Annotated in this window: 21 protein-coding genes; 11 read left to right on the forward strand and 10 right to left on the reverse strand. The window is 60.0% G+C overall.

Annotation, left to right across the window (positions count from 1 at the left end; translation table 11 throughout):
- Positions 1-7 precede the first annotated feature (7 nt).
- Positions 8-1,372 (forward strand): formimidoylglutamate deiminase, encoded by a 1,365-nt coding sequence (locus APH41_RS13775; protein ID WP_054919489.1) that lies wholly within the window; start codon positions 8-10, stop codon positions 1,370-1,372.
- A gap of 125 nt (positions 1,373-1,497) precedes the next feature.
- Here the strand turns inward: APH41_RS13775 and APH41_RS13780 are convergent, their stop codons facing one another.
- The 4 genes from APH41_RS13780 to APH41_RS13795 all read right to left on the reverse strand — a co-directional run bounded on the left by APH41_RS13780 (position 1,498) and on the right by APH41_RS13795 (position 6,219).
- Positions 1,498-2,067 carry a lipocalin family protein gene (locus tag APH41_RS13780; RefSeq protein WP_054919491.1) on the reverse strand — a complete coding sequence of 190 codons (570 nt, stop codon included), beginning with the start codon at positions 2,065-2,067 and terminating at the stop codon, positions 1,498-1,500.
- Positions 2,068-2,097: 30 nt separating this feature from the next.
- Positions 2,098-2,352, reverse strand: a complete 255-nt coding sequence (locus tag APH41_RS13785) for a hypothetical protein (RefSeq protein WP_003187823.1) — start codon at positions 2,350-2,352, stop codon at positions 2,098-2,100.
- Between the two features lie 176 nt (positions 2,353-2,528).
- On the reverse strand, positions 2,529-3,539 hold the full coding sequence (locus APH41_RS13790) for a class 1 fructose-bisphosphatase (RefSeq protein WP_003187818.1): 1,011 nt from the start codon (positions 3,537-3,539) through the stop codon (positions 2,529-2,531).
- A gap of 229 nt (positions 3,540-3,768) precedes the next feature.
- On the reverse strand, positions 3,769-6,219 hold the full coding sequence (locus APH41_RS13795; RefSeq protein WP_034125542.1) for a glycogen/starch/alpha-glucan phosphorylase: 2,451 nt from the start codon (positions 6,217-6,219) through the stop codon (positions 3,769-3,771).
- 237 nt (positions 6,220-6,456) lie between these two features.
- Here APH41_RS13795 and APH41_RS13800 point away from each other — a divergent pair, with 237 nt between their 5' ends.
- Entirely contained in the window at positions 6,457-6,891 is a 435-nt protein-coding gene (locus APH41_RS13800; protein ID WP_003187815.1) for a YkgJ family cysteine cluster protein, read from the forward strand.
- Positions 6,892-7,096: 205 nt separating this feature from the next.
- Here APH41_RS13800 and typA read toward each other — a convergent pair whose 3' ends face one another.
- Together typA and thiI are read right to left on the reverse strand one after the other, a co-directional pair.
- Complete coding sequence (gene typA / locus APH41_RS13805; protein ID WP_014716526.1) at positions 7,097-8,917, reverse strand: translational GTPase TypA; 1,821 nt, start codon at positions 8,915-8,917, stop codon at positions 7,097-7,099.
- Positions 8,918-9,056: 139 nt separating this feature from the next.
- Positions 9,057-10,511, reverse strand: coding sequence for a tRNA uracil 4-sulfurtransferase ThiI (gene thiI, locus APH41_RS13810; RefSeq protein ID WP_034125541.1), 1,455 nt, complete (start codon positions 10,509-10,511; stop codon positions 9,057-9,059).
- A 335-nt stretch (positions 10,512-10,846) separates the two neighbouring features.
- Here thiI and glnA point away from each other — a divergent pair, with 335 nt between their 5' ends.
- The 4 genes from glnA to ntrC all read left to right on the forward strand — a co-directional run bounded on the left by glnA (position 10,847) and on the right by ntrC (position 15,875).
- Positions 10,847-12,253, forward strand: coding sequence for a type I glutamate--ammonia ligase (gene glnA / locus APH41_RS13815; protein WP_003187811.1), 1,407 nt, complete (start codon positions 10,847-10,849; stop codon positions 12,251-12,253).
- A 204-nt stretch (positions 12,254-12,457) separates the two neighbouring features.
- Positions 12,458-12,994: a chorismate mutase gene (locus APH41_RS13820; protein WP_054919494.1), complete on the forward strand. Its 537-nt coding sequence runs from the start codon at positions 12,458-12,460 to the stop codon at positions 12,992-12,994.
- A 362-nt stretch (positions 12,995-13,356) separates the two neighbouring features.
- Complete coding sequence (gene glnL, locus APH41_RS13825) at positions 13,357-14,442, forward strand: nitrogen regulation protein NR(II) (protein ID WP_014716523.1); 1,086 nt, start codon at positions 13,357-13,359, stop codon at positions 14,440-14,442.
- A complete protein-coding gene (gene ntrC / locus APH41_RS13830) occupies positions 14,439-15,875 on the forward strand; it encodes a nitrogen regulation protein NR(I) (RefSeq protein WP_003187806.1) in 1,437 nt (478 codons plus the stop codon). The genes glnL and ntrC overlap by 4 nt, the downstream gene beginning before the upstream one ends.
- Before the next feature lie 445 nt (positions 15,876-16,320).
- Here the strand turns inward: ntrC and APH41_RS13835 are convergent, their stop codons facing one another.
- The gene (locus tag APH41_RS13835) at positions 16,321-16,761 is read right to left on the reverse strand and encodes a hypothetical protein (RefSeq protein ID WP_032894013.1); all 441 of its coding nucleotides are present in this window, start codon (positions 16,759-16,761) and stop codon (positions 16,321-16,323) included.
- On the opposite strand from APH41_RS13835, the gene APH41_RS13840 reads away from it, so the two are divergent.
- A complete protein-coding gene (locus APH41_RS13840) occupies positions 16,760-17,215 on the forward strand; it encodes a tRNA (cytidine(34)-2'-O)-methyltransferase (protein WP_054919496.1) in 456 nt (151 codons plus the stop codon). The genes APH41_RS13835 and APH41_RS13840 overlap by 2 nt on opposite strands.
- A 159-nt stretch (positions 17,216-17,374) precedes the next feature.
- On the opposite strand, the gene secB is transcribed toward APH41_RS13840, so the two are convergent.
- From secB to APH41_RS13855, 3 genes are read right to left on the reverse strand one after another with little or no spacing between them, the layout of a single operon-like run.
- Complete coding sequence (gene secB / locus APH41_RS13845; protein ID WP_032894017.1) at positions 17,375-17,854, reverse strand: protein-export chaperone SecB; 480 nt, start codon at positions 17,852-17,854, stop codon at positions 17,375-17,377.
- A gap of 41 nt (positions 17,855-17,895) precedes the next feature.
- On the reverse strand, positions 17,896-18,150 hold the full coding sequence (grxC, locus tag APH41_RS13850) for a glutaredoxin 3 (protein ID WP_003171118.1): 255 nt from the start codon (positions 18,148-18,150) through the stop codon (positions 17,896-17,898).
- Position 18,151: 1 nt separating this feature from the next.
- On the reverse strand, positions 18,152-18,565 hold the full coding sequence (locus tag APH41_RS13855; RefSeq protein WP_032901811.1) for a rhodanese-like domain-containing protein: 414 nt from the start codon (positions 18,563-18,565) through the stop codon (positions 18,152-18,154).
- 151 nt (positions 18,566-18,716) lie between these two features.
- On the opposite strand from APH41_RS13855, the gene gpmI reads away from it, so the two are divergent.
- The 4 genes from gpmI (at position 18,717) to APH41_RS13875 (ending at position 23,917) form a co-directional block, all read left to right on the forward strand.
- Positions 18,717-20,243, forward strand: coding sequence for a 2,3-bisphosphoglycerate-independent phosphoglycerate mutase (gene gpmI, locus APH41_RS13860; protein WP_054919499.1), 1,527 nt, complete (start codon positions 18,717-18,719; stop codon positions 20,241-20,243).
- A gap of 258 nt (positions 20,244-20,501) precedes the next feature.
- Positions 20,502-21,797, forward strand: a complete 1,296-nt coding sequence (locus APH41_RS13865; protein WP_003187792.1) for a murein hydrolase activator EnvC — start codon at positions 20,502-20,504, stop codon at positions 21,795-21,797.
- 30 nt (positions 21,798-21,827) lie between these two features.
- On the forward strand, positions 21,828-23,141 hold the full coding sequence (locus APH41_RS13870) for a S41 family peptidase (RefSeq protein WP_034125537.1): 1,314 nt from the start codon (positions 21,828-21,830) through the stop codon (positions 23,139-23,141).
- A gap of 2 nt (positions 23,142-23,143) precedes the next feature.
- Positions 23,144-23,917, forward strand: coding sequence for a divergent polysaccharide deacetylase family protein (locus tag APH41_RS13875; protein WP_054919501.1), 774 nt, complete (start codon positions 23,144-23,146; stop codon positions 23,915-23,917).
- The last annotated feature ends 82 nt before the right edge of the window (positions 23,918-23,999 follow it).

Raw genomic sequence — 23,999 nt, forward strand, 5'->3', positions numbered from 1 at the left:
CTTGATCATGTCCGCTTTCTTTGCCGAACGCGCACTGCTGCCTAATGGATGGGCCAATGATGTACGTCTTGAAGTCGGCGCCGATGGCCTGCTGACAAAGGTTGAGCCCAATGCCAGTGCAGAAGGCGCGGAACGGCTCAGGGGCCCGGTGTTGGCGGGCATGCCGAACCTGCACTCCCATGCCTTCCAACGCGCCATGGCGGGCTTGGCCGAAGTGGCCGGCAACCCCAACGACAGTTTCTGGACCTGGCGCGACTTGATGTACCGCATGGTCGGCAAGATCAACCCCGAGCAGTTACAGGTCATCGCCCGTCAGCTGTATATCGAAATGCTCAAGGCCGGCTACACCTCGGTAGCCGAGTTTCATTACGTGCACCACGATCTCAGCGGCCAGCCCTATGCCGACCGTACGGAGCTGTCCCGCCAGATCAGCCAGGCGGCCGCCAGCAGCGGGATCGGCCTGACCTTGCTGCCGGTGCTCTACACCCACGCGGGTTTTGGTGGCCAAGCGCCGAATGAAGGCCAGCGACGGTTTATCAACAGCACGGAACACTACCTGGACCTGCAAGCACGCCTGCAGCCCATTCTGGCGGCACAACCGGCGCAGCTACTGGGCCTGTGCTTCCACTCCCTGCGCGCCGTAACCCCCGAACAAATCCATACCGTGCTGGGCGCCAGTGACAAAAACTGCCCCGTGCATATCCACATCGCCGAACAGCAAAAAGAAGTCGACGACTGCCTGGCCTGGAGCGGTAAGCGCCCGTTGCAGTGGCTGTATGACAATGTCGAGGTGGATGATCGCTGGTGCCTGGTGCATGCCACCCATGCCGATGCCGACGAAGTCACGCGCATGGCCAACAGCCGAGCGATTGCCGGTTTGTGCCTGACCACCGAAGCCAACCTGGGCGATGGGATTTTTCCGGCGGTGGACTTCCTCGCTCAGGGCGGCCGCATGGGCATCGGTTCCGACAGCCATCTGTCACTGAGCGTGGTGGAAGAACTGCGTTGGCTGGAATACGGCCAGCGCCTGCGCGATCAACGGCGCAACCGCCTGTATCGCAGCGATCAGCCGATGGTGGGTCGCACGCTGTTCGATGCTGCGCTGGACGGTGGCGCACAAGCGCTGGGCCAGCCGATTGGTCGACTGCAAGTGGGCAAGCGTGCGGACTGGATAGTGCTGGACGGTAGCGACCCGTACTTGGCGACGGCCAGTGAGGATGGAATTCTCAACCGCTGGCTATTTGCCGGTGGTGATCGGCAAGTGCGCGATGTACTGGTCAATGGCAAATGGGTGGTGCGAGATGGGCATCATGCTGGCGAAGAAGACAGCAGTCGGGCATTCACCCAGGTCCTGAAGGACTTGCTGAACTGACGACCAACCCATAACAACTGTGGGAGCTGGCTTGCCTGCGATACAGACACCTCGGCGCTTCAGTTACACCGGGTTGATGCTATCGCAGGCAAGCCAGCTCCCACATTTGATTGAGGGGCCGCAAATTACTGAGACGTCTTCGCCATCTGCTTATCCGACGTGCGCCAGATCAACCGCGTGGTGTCATAGCCTTGCTGTCGCGCCCTGCTCAGCAGGTCTTCGCGGGTATCGGCACTCACCGTCGGCGTGCGCGACAGGATCCACATATAGCGACGGCTCGGGCTGCCGACGATGGCGGTCTTGTAGTCATCGCTGACATACAGCACCCAGTAGTCGCCCTTGGCAACGCCCGGCAACAGCGATGTAAACCAGTTATTGAATTCCACCCACAGTTTGTCGGTCTTGCCTGGCACCTGCGGCGTTGCCGTGCCTTTGGCCTCTTGCCACTCCCACTCAGGCGTCAGGCAGCGGTTGAAAACCGACATGTCACCATCAGGCAGCAAGGTGTAGCGGGCTTCGGATTGCGCACAGTTGCGCTGGAAGTACATCGGCAACCGGGCCAACTCATACCAGGTGCCCTGGTAACGCTTGAGGTTGACGTTGCTCGTAGTCTTGGGTTGCAGATCATCGCCAGAATGGCTGGCGCAGCCCGCCAAAAACAGGCTGGCGCAAAGGAACAAAACAAAACGCATCATTCTTCTTCTCCCGCAGGCTCGCGCCCCGGTTTACTTCAGGCCTTGCCCGGAAAACATCAGAACTTTGTCACCGGCGTACTGCACGCTGATAAAGCTGTTTTTATCGCCCCAGGTGCAGCTGGACATGCCCAGTGCGCCGGAACAATCGGTTGGCTTGCCCAGCAACGACTCCACCTCGGCCTTGGCCATGCCGGCCGAGAGCTTTTGGTAGTTTTCTTGGGTGACCTTGCTGCAAGCGGCTAAGAGCACGCAAAAAGCCAGCAGGGCGAGACGGCGTATAGACATGGAAAAGCTCCTGGAGAGACAAAGCAGCTGGGGTATCTGCCAGAAGCTTAGAAGGGAAAAGGGGTGTCTGGTTCCCGACGAGCGAAAACAAAAAAGCCCCGAAAACGCTGAAACGTTTCGGGGCTTCTTTAACGGTGATCCATCTCACAATACAGCGGCTCACCGCTCGTTACGGCTTACTTCTTGTGATAGGCCGTCACGCGCTCAACTTCTTCCTTCGAACCCAGGAATACCGCCACACGCTGGTGCAGGCCTTCGGGCTGAATGTCGAGGATGCGCTGGTGGCCGTCGGTGGACGCACCGCCTGCCTGTTCAACCAAAAACGACATCGGGTTGGCTTCGTACATCAGGCGCAGCTTGCCTGGCTTGGACGGCTCGCGGCTGTCGCGTGGGTACATGAACAGCCCACCACGGGTCAGGATGCGGTGTACGTCGGCAACCATCGCGGCCACCCAGCGCATGTTGAAGTTCTTCTTCAGCGGGCCTTCTTCGCCTTCCATCAGCTCGTTGACGTAGCGCTTCACCGGTTCTTCCCAGTGGCGCTGGTTGGACATGTTGATGGCAAATTCCTGGGTAGAAGCAGGAATCGAAATGTCTTCGTGGGTCAGCACGAAGCTGCCCATTTCACGGTCCAGGGTGAAGCCCTTGACGCCGTCGCCCAGGGTCAGCACCAGCATGGTCTGTGGGCCGTAGATCGCATAGCCGGCAGCAACCTGCTCGGTGCCTGGCTGCAGGAAGGCCTTTTCGTTCAGGGCTTCGTTCTGGCTCAGGTATTCGTTGGGGCAACGCAGTACCGAGAAGATGGTGCCGACCGGTGCGTTGATATCGATGTTGGACGAACCGTCCAGTGGGTCGAATACCAGCAGGTATGCGCCTTTCGGGTATTTGCCTGGGATCTGGTAGGCATTGTCCATTTCTTCGGACGCCATGCCGGCCAGGTGGCCGCCCCATTCGTTGGCTTCGAGCAGGATTTCGTTGGACAGAACGTCCAGTTTCTTCTGCACTTCGCCCTGCACGTTTTCAGTGCCCATGCTGCCCAGGACACCGCCCAGTGCGCCTTTGGAAACGGCGTGGCTGATTTCCTTGCAAGCACGCGCCACCACTTCGATAAGGAAGCGCAGATCGGCAGGCGTGTTGTTGCTGCGGGTCTGCTCGATCAAATAGCGACTCAAGGTAACGCGGGACATGGACGGCTCCGGAGAATGGGGGGCTAAAAACCCGCGCAGTTTAGCGCGAGTCGGGGCTGATTTCCTCTAATCAGAGGATTTAACGCCAATAGAGTTCACGACCCAACGCAATAGCCCTCTGTAGGAGCGAGCTTGCTCGCGAAAAACTCACACGCGCCGCGTTCATTCAGCAAGCACGCGTTATCGTTGGAGCTCTTCGCGAGCAAGCTCGCTCCTACAGGGGTATCAGTTAGTCGAGGGCTTTCCAGATCTCGGTGGCGTATTCGCGGATGGTGCGGTCCGAGCTGAACCAGCCCATGCGCGCCGTGTTGAGCACCGCCGAGCGCCACCAGGCCTTGGAGTCGTGCCAATGCGCCTCGACCCGCGCCTGGGCGTCCCAGTAGGCGTCAAAGTCGGCACACACCAGGAAGCGGTCGTAGTCGATCAGCCCATCGATCAGGCCCACATAGCGGCCCGGGTCATCCGGCGAAAATACCCCACCACGGATCGCTTGCAGCACGTCGTTCAAGCGATGGGACGCGGCGATGTCCGGCCCGGCGCTGAACTCGCCGGCGTGCTTGCGGGCTTCTACCTGCTGGGCGCTGAGGCCAAAGATAAACATGTGCTCGGCGCCGACCCGCTCGTGCATCTCCACGTTGGCGCCGTCCATGGTGCCAATGGTCAGCGCGCCGTTGAGGCCGAACTTCATGTTGCTGGTACCCGACGCTTCGAAGCCGGCCGTGGAAATCTGCTCCGACAAATCCGCTGCCGGAATGATGCTTTCCGCCAGGCTGACGTTGTAGTTGGGCAGGAACACCACCTTGAGCAGGCCGCGTACGGTCGGGTCGTTGTTGACGGTGCGGGCGATGTCGTTGGTCAGCTTGATGATCAGCTTGGCCTGGTGATAACTGGCCGCTGCCTTACCCGCGAAGATTTTCACCCGCGGCACCCAATCGATGCCCGGCTCGGCACGGATCGCCTGGTACAGCGCCACGGTGTGCAGCAGGTTGAGCAGTTGGCGCTTGTATTCGTGGATGCGCTTGACCTGCACGTCGAACATCGCCGCCGGGTTGATCGCAATGCCCAGGCGCTCATGGATGATCTGCGCCAGTGCGCGCTTGCTGTGCAGGCGCTGTTCAGCGAACGCTTTGCGGAAGGCCGGTTTCTCGGCAAAGGGTTCCAACTCGATCAGGCGCTGTTCGGGCTGATCGAGAATATCCGGGCCCAGCGCTTCCACCAACATATCGGTCAGTTTTGGGTTGGCCTGGTACAGCCAGCGACGGAAGGTAATGCCGTTGGTTTTGTTATTGATGCGTTCGGGGTAGAGCTTGTGCAGTTCGGAGAACACCGTGCTGCGCATCAGTTGGGTATGCAAACCGGACACGCCGTTGACGCTATGGGAGCCCAGGAACGCCAGGTTGCCCATGCGCACGCGGCGGCCGTTGTCTTCTTCGATCAGCGACACAGCGCGCAAGACGTCGAAATCGTGGATACCTTTGGCACGCAGCGAGTCGATATGCTGGGCGTTGATCAGGTAGATGATCTGCATGTGCCGGGGCAGCATGCGTTCCATCAAACCGACAGGCCAGGTTTCCAGGGCCTCGGGCAGCAAGGTGTGGTTGGTGTACGAGAGGGTCTCGACGGTGACATCCCACGCGGCTTCCCAGGGTACATCGTGCAGGTCGACCAGTTGGCGCATCAACTCGGCCACGGCGATGGACGGGTGGGTGTCGTTGAGCTGGATGGCGGCATGCTCGCCCAGGCTGAGCACCGAACCGTGCATGTTCTTGTGGCGGCGCAGCAAATCCTGCAGGGACGCGGAGACGAAGAAATATTCCTGGCGCAGGCGCAGCTCCTGCCCTGCTTCGGTGCTGTCGGCCGGGTAAAGCACTCGGGAGATGCTTTCGGCACGGGCCACCTCGGCGACGGCGCCCAAGTGGTCACCGGCGTTGAAGCGCTCCAGATGCAGGTCTTCTACAGCCCGCGCACGCCATAGGCGCAGGGTGTTGACGCTGGCGCCGCGCCAACCGACGACCGGCGTGTCATAGGCAACAGCACGTACGGTTTCGTTGGGCGACCATACCTGGATCATCTTGCCGGAGGCGTCCGCAACGGTTTCGACGCTGCCGCCAAAGCCAATCGGGTAAATCACTTCGGCGCGCTCGAATTCCCAAGGGTTACCGAAATCCAGCCAGCGTTCGGTCTGTTCCTGCTGCCAACCGTCGACAATGGCCTGGCGGAACAGGCCGTGTTCATAACGAATGCCATAGCCGTGGCCAGCAATGCCGAGGGTCGACATGCTTTCCATAAAGCACGCCGCCAGCCGGCCCAGGCCACCGTTGCCGAGCGCCGCGTCGGGCTCCAGCAGGCGGATGCGTTCCAGATCCACGCCCAGCTCCGACAGCGCTTCGCGAGCGATCTCCAGCACACCCAGGTTGCTCAGGCTGTCGTAGAGCAACCGGCCAATGAGAAATTCCAGGGACAGGTAATAAACGCGCTTCTGGCCTTTGCGATAAATACGTCGCGTGTGGTCCATCCAGTGATCGACCATCTGGTCGCGGGCGGCCAGCGCAATGGCTTCGAACCAATCATGGTCGAAGGCGTGATCCGGGTCCTTGCCCACCGCGTAGGTGAGTTTGGTCAAGACAGCATCGCGGAATGCGGCTACCTCTGCTTCTCGTGCAAGCGGTTCCTGAGACATCGGTGCGACCTCGGGCGAGATTGAAGGAGTTGCTAGAGCCTAGTCGGTCTGACAGACGGTAGACGTGCTGGTTCGGCAGTTTTTTAACTCATTCGCCATGGGCTGAATTTGATGCAGGGGTCGTGCCCGATCAGACCGTGGCTAAACCTTTGAGCTGAAACCTGCAAAATATTGTTCAAAAAACCACCAATCCCGGTATGATCGCGCGCCCGGATAACGCCCCACCTTGGAACCTTGATGAAGCCTCAACTGATCGCCGCCGCGGAACTCGACCGTCTAGAGACCTGGCAGAAATATTCCGCCCATATGTGCGGCGGCTGCGTGTCCAGCTGCTGCACGCTGCCGGTGGAGGTGAAGATCAAGGACCTGATCCGCATTGGCATCGTCGATGAGTTCGAGCGCGGCGATCCGCCGAAGAACATCGCCAAGCGTTTGCAGAAAGAAGGCATCGTCGAGCGGTACAACAACAAGTCCGAAATTTTTACCCTGCAGCGCATGAGCAACAACGACTGCCTGTACCTGGATCGTAAGACGCGCTTTTGCACTATTTATGACAAGCGCCCGGATACGTGCCGCAACCACCCGAAAATCGGGCCGCGGCCGGGGTATTGCGCGTATAAGCCCAAGGAAGTGGTGCGCGAGACTAACTTCAAGACCCTCGACAAGTTCTAAGTTTTTGATCGTTCCCACGCTCTGCGTGGGAATGCAGCTGTGGACGCTCTGCGTCCGCTCTTGAAAGCAGGACGCGGAGCGTCCCAAGCGGCGTTCCCAGGCGGAGCGTGGGAACGATCACACGATCACAACACACAAACTGCAGGCATAAAAAAACGCCCCCGGCCTTTCGACCGGGGGCGTTTTTCATTCAGCCTGAGTTAACTCAGTTCTTGGCTTTCTTGGCAGCGCGGGTACGCTCGCCTTCGTCCAGGATCTTCTTACGCAGGCGGATCGACTTAGGCGTGACTTCGCACAGCTCGTCGTCCTGGATGAATTCCAGGGCCTGTTCCAGGGTGAAGCGAACAGGTGGAACCAGAGCGATGGTTTCGTCTTTGCCCGAAGCACGCATGTTGTCGAGCTTCTTGCCTTTGGTTGGGTTCACGCCCATGTCGTTGTCGCGGCTGTTCAGACCAACGATCTGGCCGTTGTAGATCTCTTGACCGTGTTCAACGAACAGCTTGCCACGCGCCTGGAGGGTTTCCAGGGAGTAGGTCAGCGCCTTGCCGGTTTCTACCGATACCAGAACACCGTTCTGACGGCCGGACATGTCGCCGGACTTCATGGTGTCGTAGCGATCGAAGATCGAGGTCAGGATGCCAGCACCGTTGGTCAGGGTCAGGAACTGGTTACGGAAACCGATCAGACCACGAGCAGGGATGTTGTATTCCAGACGCACACGGCCTTTGCCATCCGGCACCATGTTGGTCAGGTCACCCTTACGCAGGCCCATCTCTTCCATGACCTTGCCCTGGGACTCTTCCGGGGTGTCGATGGTGACGTTTTCGAACGGTTCCTGCTTCACGCCGTCAACCTGACGGATGATCACTTCCGGACGACCAACACCCATTTCGAAGCCTTCGCGACGCATGGTTTCGATCAGTACCGAGAGGTGCAGCTCACCACGGCCGGAGACCTTGAACTTGTCAGCCGAGTCGCCTTCTTCAACGCGCAGAGCAACGTTGTACAGCAGCTCCTTGTCCAGACGCTCCTTGATGTTACGGGAGGTCACGAACTTGCCTTCTTTACCGCAGAAAGGCGAGTCGTTTACCTGGAAGGTCATGGAAACGGTTGGCTCGTCAACGGTCAGAGGCTTCATCGCCTCGACGTTGTCCGGCTGGCACAGGGTGTCGGAGATGAACAGCGAGTCCATACCGCTCACGCATACGATGTCGCCAGCGAAAGCTTCTTCAACGTCGATGCGGTGCAGGCCGTGGTGACCCATCAGCTTCAGGATACGACCGTTACGCTTCTTGCCGTCAGCGCCGATAGCGACAACCGGGGTGTTCGGCTTGACGCTACCACGAGCGATACGGCCAACGCCGATAACACCCAGGAAGCTGTTGTAGTCCAGTGCCGAGATTTGCATCTGGAACGGGCCTTCACGGTCGACTTTCGGTGCTGGTACGTTGTCGACGATCGACTGGTACAGCGGAGTCATGTCTTCAGCCATGTCGGTGTGGTCAAGACCAGCAATACCGTTCAGGGCCGAAGCGTAGATGACTTGGAAGTCCAGCTGTTCTTCGGTGGCACCCAGGTTGTCGAACAGGTCGAAGATCTGGTCCAGAACCCAGTCCGGACGTGCGCCTGGACGGTCAACCTTGTTGATGCACACGATCGGACGCAGGCCGGCTTCGAAAGCCTTCTTGGTCACGAAACGGGTTTGCGGCATAGGGCCGTCTTGAGCGTCAACCAGCAGCAGAACGGAGTCAACCATCGACATTACGCGCTCTACTTCGCCGCCGAAGTCGGCGTGGCCCGGGGTATCCACGATGTTGATGTGGTAGCCGTTCCAGTTGATAGCGGTGTTTTTTGCCAGGATGGTAATACCGCGCTCTTTTTCCTGGTCGTTGGAGTCCATCACGCGCTCGTCGTTGAGCTCGTTGCGCTCCAGGGTGCCGGATTGACGCAGGAGTTTGTCTACCAGGGTGGTTTTACCATGGTCAACGTGAGCAATGATGGCGATGTTACGTAGATTTTCGATCACTTGTGTATCTCGATCAGAGGATTCGGTGTGCTGACAGGTCGTGGCAGCGATTAACAGTAGAGTCAGGCCTTGCCGTTACAGCTTGACGGCAGAGTCGGGGGGCCGGTGACGCAGGCCACAGGCAAACAGCCCCGGGCTCTTAGCTCGGTCGATAAACGCGCACATTGGCATGCCCCTCACTGAGCAAATGGTGGGCATGCAGGCGACTCATCACGCCTTTGTCGCAATACAACAGGTACTGACGGCTGTTATCCAGTTCCTTGAAACGCGCGTTCAGTGCGTAGAACGGCAGCGTTTGCACGTCGATGCCAGCGATTTCCAGCGGCTCGTCTTCGGCGGCATCCGGATGACGGATGTCGACGACGATCTGGCCCGCCAGGGCTTCGCTGACTTCTTCGATCTGCACATCCTGGCCCAATTCGTCGATCACTCGATCGATTGGCACCAGCTTGGCGTTCTCGAGCGCACGCTCCAGAATCGCCATGTCGAATTCTTTCTCTTCATGCTCCACGCGGTGACGCTTGGCGTGGGTCTTGGGGTTCACCGAAATGACCCCGCAGTATTCAGGCATATGCTTGGCAAAGTCTGCGGTGCCGATTTGCTCTGCCAGGTCGATGATGTCCTGCTTGTGGCTGGCGATCAGCGGGCGTAGCACCAGCTTCTCGGTCACGCAGTCAATGATCGACAGGTTAGGCAGCGTCTGGCTGGAAACCTGGGAAATCGCTTCGCCGGTCACCAGGGCGTCGATCTGCAATTGATCGGCGATTCGGGACGCAGCGCGCAACATCATACGCTTCAATACTACGCCCATATGACTGTTATCGACTTTGCCGAGAATTTCGCCCAGCACTTCCTCGAACGGTACGCTTACAAATAGCACGCGTTGGGAGCTGCCGTATTTCTTCCAGATAAAGTGCGCAACTTCCATCACGCCCAATTCATGTGCACGCCCGCCCAGGTTGAAGAAGCAGAAGTGGCTCATCAGGCCGCGACGCATGATCTGGTAGGCCGCAACCGTGGAATCGAAACCGCCGGACATCAATACCAGGGTCTGTTCCAGGGCACCCAGCGGGTAGCCGCCGATGCTGTTGTGCTGGCTGTGGATCACGAACAACCGTTGGTCGCGAATTTCCATGCGCACTTCAATTTGTGGCGCTTTCAGGGAAATTCCAGCGGCACCGCACTCGCGACGCAGCTTGCTGCCGACGTATTTCTCGACGTCCATGGAGCTGAACGGATGCTTGCCGGCACGCTTGCAGCGCACCGAAAAAATCTTACCTTCAAGCGCACTACCGTAGTGCTGCTTGCACTTTTCGGTGATGTCGTCGAAGTCGCCCAGCGGGTACTCATCCACCTGCAGGAAATGCGCGATGCCCGGCATGCAGCTCAGGCGCTCGGTCATGTCCTTCAAGGCTTTGGCGTCGGTAATGCGGGTTTCCAGCTCGAGGTTGTCCCACACGCCGTTCACCACCACAGCCGGGTCCAGGTCACGGAGCACGGCACGGATGTTCTTGGCCAACTGACGGATGAAACGCGTCCGTACCGGTCGGCTTTTGATGGTGATCTCGGGGAAGACTTTAACGATTAATTTCATGGAAACAGCGCGCGCCGGGCCTGCTGAAAAAGGGGGGCGCGGATTATAGCGGAAATCGCTCAAGGTTTAACCAGTTAATATGCATTGCATACGCAATGCACCAAAACGGGTCATTTGCACAAATAAACGCTACATTGCAGTGCGCGACTTATGCCGTTTTTGCCGATTGCACCGTTATAGGGGCCATTTTGAGGCAAAACGGCCATGTTGGCGCACTGGCATGCAATTTGCTCTCTTGTGAGGCAGGTTGCCTTGGCGGAGTATCCGCGCCGGCATCACCCAAATTCTAAGGGCTAACTCCACTACCCCAAGCCCGAAGCCACCCGGAGGACACCATGTCGAAGTCGGTTCAACTCATCAAAGATCATGACGTTAAATGGATTGATCTGCGCTTCACGGACACAAAAGGCACTCAGCACCACGTGACCATGCCGGCTCGCGATGCGCTGGAAGATGACTTCTTCGAAGTCGGCAAGATGTTCGACGGTTCCTCCATCGCAGGCTGGAAAGGCATCGAAGCCTCCGACATGATCCTGCTGCCAGACGACAGCACCGCCGTACTCGACCCATTCACCGAAGAGCCGACCCTGATCCTGGTGTGCGACATCATCGAGCCTTCGACCATGCAAGGCTATGACCGCGACCCACGCGCCATCGCCCACCGTGCCGAGGAATACCTGAAGTCCACCGGTATCGGCGACACCGCATTCTTCGGCCCTGAGCCAGAGTTCTTCATCTTCGACTCGGTGAAGTTCAAATCCGACATCTCCGGCTCCATGTTCAAGATTTTCTCCGAGCAAGGCTCGTGGATGTCCGACCAGGACGTGGAAGGCGGCAACAAAGGCCACCGTCCAGGCGTGAAAGGCGGCTACTTCCCAGTACCACCGTTCGACTTCGACCATGAAATCCGTACTTCCATGTGCAACGCACTGGAAGAAATGGGCCAGACCGTTGAAGTTCACCACCACGAAGTGGCGACTGCCGGCCAGAACGAAATCGGCGTGAAATTCAACACGCTGGTGAAGAAGGCTGACGAAGTTCAAACCCTGAAATACTGCGTGCACAACGTTGCCGATGCCTATGGCCGCACCGCTACCTTCATGCCTAAGCCGCTGTACGGCGATAACGGCTCGGGCATGCACGTTCACGTATCGATTTCCAAAGACGGCAAGAACACCTTCGCCGGCGAAGGCTATGCCGGCCTGTCCGACACCGCTCTGTACTTCATCGGCGGCATCATCAAGCACGGCAAGGCCCTGAACGGCTTCACCAACCCGTCGACCAACTCCTACAAGCGTCTGGTCCCAGGTTTTGAAGCGCCGGTGATGCTGGCCTACTCGGCACGCAACCGCTCCGCTTCGATCCGTATTCCTTACGTCAACAGCCCTAAAGGCCGTCGTATCGAAGCGCGCTTCCCAGACCCGGCTGCCAACCCTTACCTGGCCTTCGCCGCTTTGATGATGGCCGGCCTGGACGGTATCCAGAACAAGATCCACCCTGGCGACGCCGCCGACAAAAACTTGTACGACCTGCCGCCTGAAGAGGCCAAAGAGATCCCACAAGTGTGCGGCAGCCTGAAAGAAGCCCTGGAAGAGCTGGACAAGGGCCGTGCGTTCCTGACCAAAGGCGGCGTTTTCAGCGACGACTTCATCGACGCTTACATCGCCCTGAAAAGCGAAGAAGAAATCAAAGTACGCACCTTCGTACACCCACTGGAATACGAGCTGTACTACAGCTGCTAATCCGGTAGCGCTGCTTGAGGTAGCGTGATGAGAAAGACCTCCTTCGGGAGGTCTTTTTTTTGCCTGGGCGTTACGCTACGCCAGCTCTGCAAACCCAATCAAAGTGTGGGAGCTGGCTTGCCTGCGATAGCGCACTGCCGGCCACCTGCTGTATCACTGACACACCGCCATCGCGGGCAAGCCCGCTCCCACAGGAGATCACCTTTGAGATATCGACTTGTATTTGCCCTGCTGTTCATCAGTGCCAGTGCGAGCGCTGCGCCGCCTACGCTCGAACCCTTGCTCAACAGCATCGCCGAACGCCTGGAGATTGCCGACCAGGTAGCACTGAGCAAGTGGGACAGCCACAAGCCCGTGGAGGACAAGAAGCGCGAGCAAGAGGTGATCGCCAGCGTCACTGCCCAGGCGCCGAGCTACAAGCTGGACCCGGCCGCTGCCGAGCAGTTCTTCGCCGCCCAGATCGAAGCCAACAAACTGGTGCAATACACCCATCTGTCCGATTGGCAGTTCCAGGGCAAAGCGCCCGACGACCCGCGCCCGGACCTGGTCCAGCAGATCCGCCCTCGACTGGACGAGCTGCAAAAAAGGCTGCTGCAGCAGCTGGCCGACTTCACTCCACAGCGCACCGACCCGCAGTGCCCGCAATGGCTGGCCGAGGCCGTGCACGAACCGCTGAATGATCCGCTGCGCCAACTGGCGATGATCCGCGCCACCGCCGAGCTTTGCATCTATAAAGATTAAAAGGACTGCAAATCCAATTAAAAATGTGGGAGCTGGCTTGCCTGCGATAGCGGTGTTGAATGCACCACCGCTATCGCAGGCAAGCCAGCTCCACACTGACTGCGATTCGCCTTAAATCTTCAGTTGCTGAACAACCTTCACAAAACCGCACTATATTGGTGCGATAGCCTGCACCCTTCTCAATTGCCCAGCCCATTTTGGTTCGAAACTTCCCGTTGAGGCTGGCAGAACGCCACAGTTTCGCGCCTGAAACCCTTATTTCAGGGCATTAGCGCTTCTTTTCGGAGCCTTGGTTTGGTTTTTGCATTTTCCTTGTATCAGCGTGTGCCTCAAGCCCACGCCTTGCTCCAAAAGAGGTCCCGATGACCATCAGCGATGCACTGCACCGTTTGTTACTCGACAACCTGACCACCGCGACCATCCTGCTCAATGCCGACCTGCGCCTTGAGTACATGAACCCGGCGGCGGAGATGCTCCTGGCCATCAGCGGCCAGCGCAGCCATGGGCAGTTCATCAGCGAATTGTTCACCGAGTCGGCCGAAGCCTTGAGTTCGTTGCGCCAGGCCGTGGAGCAGGCACACCCGTTCACCAAGCGCGAAGCGATGCTCACCGCGCTCACCGGGCAAACGTTGACCGTCGACTACGCCGTGACCCCGATCCTGAGCAATGGCGCGACCCTGCTGCTGCTCGAAGTCCACCCCCGCGACCGCCTGCTGCGCATCACCAAGGAGGAAGCGCAGCTGTCCAAGCAGGAAACCAGCAAGATGCTGGTGCGCGGCCTCGCCCATGAGATCAAAAACCCGCTGGGCGGTATTCGCGGCGCGGCACAGTTGTTGTCCCGCGAGCTGCCGGACGAGCACCTCAAGGACTACACCAACGTCATCATCGAAGAAGCCGACCGCCTGCGTAACCTGGTGGACCGCATGCTGGGCTCCAACAAGCTGCCGTCCCTGGCAATGACCAACGTGCATGAGGTGCTGGAGCGCGTCTGCCAATTGGTCGAGGCCGAAAGCCAAGGCTGCATCACCTTGGTGCGCGACTACGACCCAAGTATTCCCGACGTGTTGATCGACCGCGAACAGATGATCCAGGCGGTGCTCAACATCGTGCGCAACGCCATGCAGGCCATCAGCAGCCAGAATGAGCTACGCCTGGGCCGCATCAGCCTGCGCACCCGCGCCCTGCGCCAGTTCACCATCGGCCATGTGCGCCACCGCCTGGTGACCAAGGTGGAGATCATCGACAACGGCCCCGGCATTCCTGCGGAGCTGCAGGAAACCATCTTCTTTCCCATGGTCAGCGGCCGCCCGGACGGTACCGGGCTGGGCCTGGCCATCACCCAGAACATCATCAGCCAGCACCAGGGCCTGATCGAATGTGAGAGCCACCCTGGCCACACCACGTTCTCGATCTTCCTGCCATTGGAACAAGGAGCCCCCACGACATGAGCCGTAGTGAAACTGTCTGGATCGTCGATGACGACCGTTCTATCCGCTGGGTCCTCGAGAAAGCCTTGCAACAAGAAGGCATGACCACCCAGAGCTTCGACAGCGCCGATGGGGTGATGAGCCGCCTGGCACGTCAGCAGCCGGACGTGATCATTTCCGATATCCGCATGCCTGGCGCCAGTGGCCTGGACTTGCTGGCGCGCATTCGCGAGCAGCACCCGCGCCTGCCGGTGATCATCATGACCGCCCACTCGGACCTGGACAGCGCTGTCGCGTCCTACCAGGGCGGCGCCTTTGAATACCTGCCCAAGCCATTCGATGTGGATGAAGCGGTGGCGCTGGTCAAGCGCGCCAACCAGCACGCCCAGGAACAACAGAACCAGGAAGCGCCGCCGACCCTGACCCGCACCCCGGAAATCATCGGGGAAGCGCCGGCGATGCAGGAAGTGTTTCGCGCCATCGGGCGCTTGAGCCACTCCAACATCACTGTGCTGATCAACGGCGAATCGGGGACCGGTAAAGAACTGGTGGCCCACGCCCTGCACCGCCACAGTCCACGGGCGGCGTCGCCGTTTATCGCGCTGAACATGGCGGCGATCCCCAAGGATTTGATGGAGTCCGAGCTGTTCGGCCATGAGAAAGGCGCGTTCACCGGCGCAGCCAACCTGCGTCGCGGGCGCTTTGAACAGGCGGACGGCGGCACGCTGTTCCTCGATGAGATCGGCGACATGCCGGCCGATACCCAGACTCGCTTGCTGCGCGTACTGGCTGACGGCGAGTTCTACCGTGTGGGCGGGCATACGCCGGTGAAGGTGGATGTGCGCATCATCGCGGCCACCCACCAGAACCTGGAAACACTGGTGCATGCGGGTAAATTCCGTGAGGACTTGTTCCACCGCCTCAACGTGATCCGCATCCACATCCCGCGCATGTCGGACCGTCGCGAAGATATCCCCACCCTCGCCCGCCACTTCCTCAGCCGCGCCGCCCTGGAGCTGGCCGTCGAGCCCAAGCTGCTCAAAAGCGAGACCGAGGAATACCTCAAGAACCTGCCATGGCCCGGCAACGTGCGCCAGCTGGAGAACACCTGCCGCTGGATCACCGTGATGGCCTCCGGGCGTGAAGTGCACATCAGCGACCTGCCACCGGAGCTGCTGAGCCTGCCGCAGGACTCGGCCCCCGTGACCAACTGGGAACAGGCGCTGCGCCAATGGGCGGACCAGGCCCTGGCACGCGGCCAGTCGAACCTGCTGGACAGCGCGGTGCCGGCGTTCGAGCGGATCATGATCGAGACCGCCCTGAAGCACACTGCCGGCCGTCGTCGCGATGCGGCCGTGCTGCTGGGTTGGGGGCGCAATACCCTGACCCGCAAGATCAAGGAATTGGGGATGAAGGTGGACGGTGGGGATGATGATGAGGGTGACGAGGCCTGAACCCCAAGACCGCTGAAGGTCTAGTGTGGGAGCCGGGCTTGCCCGCGATGGCGGTGTGTCAGTCACCCGATAGAGGGCTGACACACCGCCCTCGCAGGCAAGCCAGCTCCCACATTGGTTTTGTGCAATGCCTGCAGACTGTGCACCGCTTCAATGCACGATGAACCGGCATTGAGCACAGACCAGAAAACTCGCATATCGCTTTCGCTACAAATTTCTTGGCAGTAGAAACAAACAAAGCCCCGTATTCCGGGGCTTTGCGCTTTTTGGCATTTTTTTCCAGCAGCAATTGCAAGTTTTGGCACGCCCCCTGCAATAACCCCAGTACTACCCAGTTTCGGGGACCTTGGTACAGGCAGGCCGAGAATCCCCTCTTTAACACCGAAGCCTCAGGCTTCACCCCGTTTTGGGAGCCCTGGTACAGGCAGGCCGGGAACTCCCTCTTTTATTGCTCTTGGAGATGGATCTCCAGCCGCCAGCGGCCATCGACCTCTGCACCGCTCCACTCCCCACGCAACGGCCGGGCCGCCACCAGGTTCAGCAGCAAGCCAGCATCGGTCTTGCGTATGCGCCAATTCACGTCCTTGTCATTGACCTTGAGCTGCCCGCTGGCTGCCTTGCCTTGGGCGTCAAACAGCAACGCCACGGTGCCGTCGATATGCTCGCCGTGCAGCTTGGGTTCGTTGTTGAACCACACCACCAAACCATCCGCCGCAGGTTCTACCTGTTGCAGCTCCAGCGGCTCTGGGGTGGTCAAGCGACCGATCATCAAGCCAATCATCAAGCCGACAATCGCCAATGAGCCCAACACCCTCGGCAATAGCTTCGGTCTCGGGTCGTCTTCGGGGGTAGAATGCAGCGCATCTTTGCCTTCGGAGCCGTGCATGTTTCACGTCATCCTTTTTCAACCAGAAATTCCGCCGAATACCGGCAACGTTATCAGGCTGTGCGCCAACAGTGGCTGCCACCTGCATTTGATCGAGCCGTTGGGCTTTGACATGGACGACAAGCGCCTGCGCCGTGCCGGGCTGGACTACCACGAGTACGCCACCCTCAAGCGCCATGCCGACCTCGCCAGTTGCCTGGAGAGCCTGGGCCACCCACGGCTGTTCGCGTTCACCACCAAGGGCTCGCGGCCGTTTCATGATGCCAACTTTGCCGAGGGCGACGCGTTCCTGTTCGGCCCGGAGAGCCGAGGCCTGCCGGCCGAGGTGCTTGACGCATTGCCCGATGGCCATCGCCTGCGCTTGCCGATGCGTGAAGGCTGCCGCAGCCTGAACCTGTCGAACACCGTAGCCGTTGCCGTCTATGAAGGCTGGCGCCAACTGGGCTTTAAATAACACCGCATAACAAATGTGGGAGCGGGCTTGTGTGGGAGCCGGGCTTGCCCGCGATGCAGGCACCTCGGTGTGTCAGTCACACCGCAGTGATGCTATCGCAGGCAAGCCAGCTCCCACACAAGCCCGCTCCCACATTTTAGAACGGCATCGCTCAGCAAATTACTGAACGGTTGGCGCGCCTTCCTGTTGCATGCGCTGCAGCTCTTGGGCGTACAGGGCATCGAAGTTCACCGGGGCCAGCATCAGGGCCGGGAACGAACCACGGGTGACCAGGCTGTCCAGGGTCTCACGGGCATACGGGAACAGGATGTTCGGGCAGAACGCACCCAGGGTGTGGCTCATGGACGCTTCGTCCAGGCCCTGGATCAGGAAGATACCGGCCTGTTGCACTTCAGCGATGAAAGCGACTTCTTCACCATTCTTGACGGTGACCGACAGGGTCAGCACGACTTCGTGGAAGTCACCTTCCAGGGATTTCTGACGGGTGTTCAGGTCCAGCGCAACGCTTGGGGTCCACTCCTGACGGAAGATGGCCGGGCTTTTCGGCGCTTCGAACGACAGGTCACGCACGTAGATCCGCTGCAGCGAGAACTGTGGGCCTTGAGCTTCTGCTGCTTCGGTGTTCTGTTGATCAGTCATCGCAGATCCTTCTTTATTTTGGGTTCTTGAGGGTTTAGGCGTCAGGCGGACAGCAGCGCATCAAGTTTACCGGCGCGCTCCAGAGCGAACAGGTCGTCGCAACCACCGATATGCCGGGTGCCGATCCAGATCTGCGGGACCGACGTGCGGCCAGCCTTCTGGGCCATTTCGGCGCGCACCTGGGGCTTGCCATCGACCTTGATCTCTTCAAAGGCAACACCCTTTTTCTCAAGCAAGGCCTTGGCCCGCATGCAGTAAGGGCACCAATCGCTGGAATACACGACAACCTGGCTCATATCACTTCACCAACGGCAGGTTATCGCCACGCCAACTGCTGATACCACCCGACAGCTTGGCGGCGGTGAAGCCGGACTTGAGCATCTCACGGGCGTGGGTGCCGGAGTGCTGGCCCTGGGCATCGACCAGGATGATGGTCTTGGCCTTGTGCTTTTCCAGTTCGCCCAGACGCGCAATCAGCTTGTCCTGGGGAATGTTCAGGGCGCCAACGATATGGCCGGCGGCATAATCCTTGGCCGGGCGAATATCGACGACGACGGCCTCATCCTTGTTGACCAGCGCGGTCAGCTCCGACGTGCTCAGGCTGCGACCACCGCGGCTCAGTTCGTGAGCGATCAGCAGCGCCAGCAGGATGACGAAGGCGCCCACAAGCAGGTAGTGGGCAGTGGCAAATGCAATCAGGTGATCAACCATCAAGGAGGTTCCAGGGCGTTAAAATGGCGGTAAGTATACACAGCCGCCAGGGGGGGCCAACCCCCGTAAAGCGGTGACGTGGTTGGAACTTCGCTTTAAACTGCCACTCCCTTTTCAATTGTCTTCCTTTATTAGCGCCGCGAGAGGATCTATGACTACCACGCCTAAACCTTTGGTCCTGATAATTCTCGATGGCTTCGGACACAGTGAAAGCCACCACGACAACGCGGTGTACTCGGCCAACAAGCCGGTACTGGACCGCCTGACCGCCACCGTGCCCAACGGCCTGATCTCAGGTTCCGGCATGGACGTGGGCCTGCCGGACGGCCAGATGGGCAACTCGGAAGTCGGCCACATGAACCTAGGTGCCGGACGAGTGGTGTACCAGGACTTCACTCGTGTCACCAAGGCGATCCGCGATGGCGAGTTCTTCGAGAACCCGACCATCTGCGCGGCGGTCGATAAAGCCGTTGCCGCCGGCAAGGCCGTGCACTTCATGGGCCTGTTGTCGGACGGCGGCGTACACAGCCATCAGGATCACTTGGTCGCCATGGCCGAACTGGCGTTCAAGCGCGGCGCTGACAAAATCTATCTGCACGCCTTCCTCGACGGCCGCGACACGCCACCTAAAAGCGCGCAATCCTCCATCGAACTGCTGGATACCACCTTCGCCGCCCTGGGCAAGGGCCGTATCGCCAGCCTGGTGGGCCGTTACTTCGCCATGGACCGCGACAACCGCTGGGACCGTGTCGCCCAGGCCTACAACCTGATCGTCGACGGCCAGGCCGAATTCAACGCGGCCACCGCCCAGGAAGGTCTGGACGCGGCCTACGCCCGCGGTGAAAGCGATGAATTCGTCAAAGCCACCACCATCGGCGAGCCGGTGAAAGTCGAAGACGGCGACGCCGTGGTGTTCATGAACTTCCGCGCCGACCGCGCCCGTGAACTGAGCCATGTGTTCGTCGATGAAGGCTTCAAGGACTTCGAACGCGCGCGCCAGCCGAAGGTCGAGTTCGTCATGCTCACCCAATACGCCGCCAACATCCCGGCCCCGTCGGCGTTCGCCCCGGGCAGCCTGGAGAACGTGCTGGGCGACTACCTGGCCAAGAACGGCAAGACCCAACTGCGCATCGCCGAAACCGAGAAATACGCCCACGTGACGTTCTTCTTCTCCGGTGGCCGCGAGGAGCCGTTCCCCGGCGAAGAGCGCATCCTGATCCCGTCGCCAAAAGTCGCTACCTACGACTTGCAGCCGGAAATGAGCGCACCGGAAGTCACCGACAAGATCGTCGACGCCATTGATCACCAGCGTTATGACGTGATCGTCGTCAACTACGCCAACGGCGACATGGTTGGCCACAGCGGCAACCTGGAAGCGGCGGTCAAGGCCGTGGAATGCCTGGATAAATGTGTTGGCCGCATCGTCGACGCGCTGGAAAAAGTCGGCGGCGAAGCGCTGATCACCGCCGACCACGGCAACTGCGAACAGATGTCCGACGAATCCACCGGCCAGGCGCACACCGCGCACACCACCGAACCGGTACCGTTCATCTATGTCGGCAAACGTGACCTGAAAGTGCGTGAAGGTGGCGTGCTGGCGGATGTGGCGCCGACCATGCTCAAGCTGATGGGGCTGGAGCAGCCGAAGGAGATGACCGGGACCTCGATCCTGGTCTGATCCAAAGTACGCCACAAAACAGTGTGGGAGCGGGCTTGCCCGCGATTGCGGCTAATCAGTCGACATCTATGTCGCTGACCCACCGCAATCGCGGGCAAGCCCGCTCCCACATTGGTTTGCGGCGCTTTGAGAGATATCTTTTTGCCATACCAGCACCACTCGGCACCTATCTTGCCCACCAGCCCCAATTGGGCGTTTTTTTTGCAGCGCTTGGCGGGCATACTAGGCCGTCCTTTTCCCCTGGTGTCGCCCGCCTCTATGCTTCGCGCCTTGATAACCCTTGCTCTTGTCTGCCTGCTCCAACCGGCGTTTGCCGATGAGCGCGCACAAACCCAACAACAGTTGGACGCTACGCGTCAGGACATTACCGAGCTGAAAAAGCTGCTCGGCAAGCTCCAGGAAGAAAAATCCGGAGTGCAGAAAGACCTGCGCGGCACGGAAACCGAAATGGGCAAGCTGGAGAAGCAGGTCCAGGAGCTGCAAAAAGAACTAAAGAAGAGCGAGTCGGAACTGGAGCGACTCGACGCTGAGAAAAAAAAACTCCAGAGCGCACGCGTTGAACAGCAACGCCTGATCGCGATCCAGGCCCGTGCCGCGTACCAGAGCGGCCGCCAGGAGTACCTCAAGCTGCTGCTCAACCAGCAGAACCCGGAAAAATTCGCCCGTACCCTCACCTATTACGACTACCTGAGCCAGGCGCGCCTGGCGCAATTGAAGGGGTTTAACGAAACCCTGCGCCAATTGGCCAATGTCGAACAGGAAATCGCCGACCAGCAATCGCAGCTTCTCGACCAGAAAACTGCCCTCGACACCCAGCGCGACCAGCTCGATAAAGTACGCAAGGAACGCCAGCAGGCCCTGGCCAAGCTCAACAGCGACGTAAAAGCCCGCGACGCCAAGTTGCAGGCCCGCGAGCAAGACCAGGCCGACCTGGCCAAAGTCCTCAAGACCATTGAAGAAACCCTGGCCCGCCAGGCACGCGAGGCCGAAGAAGCGCGGCAAAAAGCGCTGATCGCCCAGCAGGAAGCCGAAAAAAAGCGTCAGCGTGAGGCCGAACTGGCTGCCACCACCGACGCTCCGGCCCCGCGCAAACCGGCGCGTGCAGCGCCTGGCCCGTTGGTTTCCAGCAGCGGCGAGTCGTTCGGCGGCCCTTTTGCTTCAGCACGAGGCAAACTTCCATGGCCGGTTGATGGTCGATTACTGGCACGCTTTGGGGAAACCCGTGGCGATGACACCCGCGCCAAGTGGGATGGCGTGATGATCAGCGCCTCTGCCGGCAGCCAGGTCCACGCGGTGCACGGTGGGCGCGTGGTGTTCGCCGATTGGTTGCGGGGCGCCGGCTTGCTGGTGATTCTTGACCACGGTAATGGCTATTTGAGCCTTTACGGCCACAATCAGACACTACTCAAGTCGGCAGGTGATGTTGTAAAAGCCGGTGAATCCATCTCCACTGTCGGTAACAGTGGCGGCCAGGACACCCCGGCGCTGTACTTCGCTATTCGTCAGCAGGGCCGCCCGAGCGACCCTGCACAATGGTGCCGGTCCCAAGGATAGGGTCGCATCTACATTAGGAGTTCGTTCGACATGCTGCATTTGTCCCGCCTCACTTCGCTGGCCCTGACGATCGCCCTGGTGATCGGCGCGCCTCTGGCTTTTGCCGACCAGGCCGCACCGGCTGCACCTGCCATGGCTGCGACGACCAAGGCGCCATTGCCGCTGGACGAGCTGCGCACCTTTGCCGAGGTCATGGACCGGATCAAGGCAGCGTATGTCGAACCCGTAGACGACAAGGCCCTGCTGGAAAATGCCATCAAGGGCATGCTCAGCAACCTCGACCCGCACTCCGCTTACCTGGGCCCGGAAGATTTCGCCGAGCTGCAGGAAAGCACCAGCGGTGAGTTCGGCGGCCTGGGCATCGAAGTGGGCTCCGAAGACGGCCAGATAAAAGTGGTCTCGCCTATCGACGACACCCCGGCGTCCAAGGCCGGCATCCAGGCCGGCGACCTGATCGTGAAGATCAACGGCCAGCCGACCCGTGGCCAGACCATGACCGAAGCCGTCGACAAGATGCGCGGCAAGCTCGGCCAGAAGATCACCCTGACCCTGGTACGCGACGGCGGCAACCCGTTTGACGTGACCCTGGCCCGTGCGACCATCACGGTCAAGAGCGTGAAAAGCCAGCTGCTGGAGTCGGGCTACGGCTATATCCGTATCACCCAGTTCCAGGTCAAGACCGGCGACGAAGTGGCCAAGGCCCTGGCCAAGCTGCGCAAGGACAACGGCAAGAAGCTCAACGGCATCGTGCTTGACCTGCGCAACAACCCAGGCGGCGTGTTGCAGTCGGCGGTCGAGGTGGTCGACCACTTCGTCACCAAGGGCCTGATCGTCTACACCAAGGGCCGTATCGCCAACTCCGAGTTGCGCTTCTCGGCCACCGGCAACGACCTCAGCGAGAACGTGCCACTGGCGGTATTGATCAACGGCGGCAGCGCCTCGGCCTCGGAAATCGTCGCCGGCGCCCTGCAAGACCTCAAGCGCGGTGTGCTGATGGGCACCACCAGCTTCGGCAAAGGCTCGGTGCAGACCGTATTGCCGCTGAACAACGACCGTGCACTGAAGATCACCACGGCGCTGTATTACACGCCGAACGGCCGCTCGATCCAGGCCCAGGGCATTGTGCCGGACATCGAAGTACGCCGCGCCAAGATCACCAACGAGATCGATGGCGAATACTACAAAGAGGCCGACCTGCAAGGCCACCTGGGCAATGGCAACGGCGGTGCCGACCAGCCAACCGGCAGCCGCGCCAAGGCCAAGCCGATGCCGCAGGACGATGACTACCAACTGGCCCAGGCGCTCAGCCTGCTCAAGGGCTTGAGCATCACCCGCAGCCGTTGATCATGCGTCTTGCCCTGATCTTCGCTGTGCTGTGCAGCCTGGCAGGGGTCGCTCAAGCGGCCACTGCCAGCGAACCACACAAAGCCTACCTGACGCTTATCATCGACGACCTGGGGCAAAACCTGCCTCGGGATCGTCGCGTGCTTGCGCTACCCGGCCCGGTGACCGCCGCCATCATGCCGGACACGCCCCACGCCGCCGAATTTGCCCGTGAGGCCCACAAGGCTGGCAAGATCGTGATCCTGCACATGCCCATGGACCCGGCCACCGGCCCATTCGCCTGGCACCCGGAGCTGTCCATCGAAGAACTGGGCAAGCGCCTGGACGCGGCATTTGAAGCCGTGCCCTGCACCGCCGGCATCAACAACCACATGGGCAGCCGCATGACCGCACAACCGGCAGCGATGGCCTGGCTGATGGGTGAGTTGCAACGGCGTCACAAGTTCTTCGTCGACAGCCGCACCAGTGCGCAAACCGTCGCCGCCGCCGAGGCGCAGAAGATCGGTTTGGCCCATGTGTCGCGGGATGTATTTCTCGATGACGAACGCACCGAGGCGGCGATTACCACGCAACTGCAGACCGCGATCAAACTGGCGCACAAGCAGGGTTCGGCAGTCATGATCGGGCATCCTTACCCACAGACGCTGGCGGTGCTGGAGCGCGAGTTGCCCAAGCTCAAGGCGCAGGGCGTGGAGTGGATCGATATCAAGTTGATGATCAGCGTGCGCAGTAATCGGGCGATGGCCGGGCATGGCAAGAACGGCATCTATCGCTGACAGTCACTGTGGCGAGGGAGCTTGCTCCCGCTGGAGTGCGAAGCGCTCCCACGATTTTAGGGCCGCTACGCAGCCCAGCGGG

The sequence above is a fragment of the Pseudomonas sp. NBRC 111138 genome (genome assembly GCF_001320835.1).
GTDB classification, from domain to species: Bacteria; Pseudomonadota; Gammaproteobacteria; order Pseudomonadales; family Pseudomonadaceae; genus Aquipseudomonas; species Aquipseudomonas paracarnis.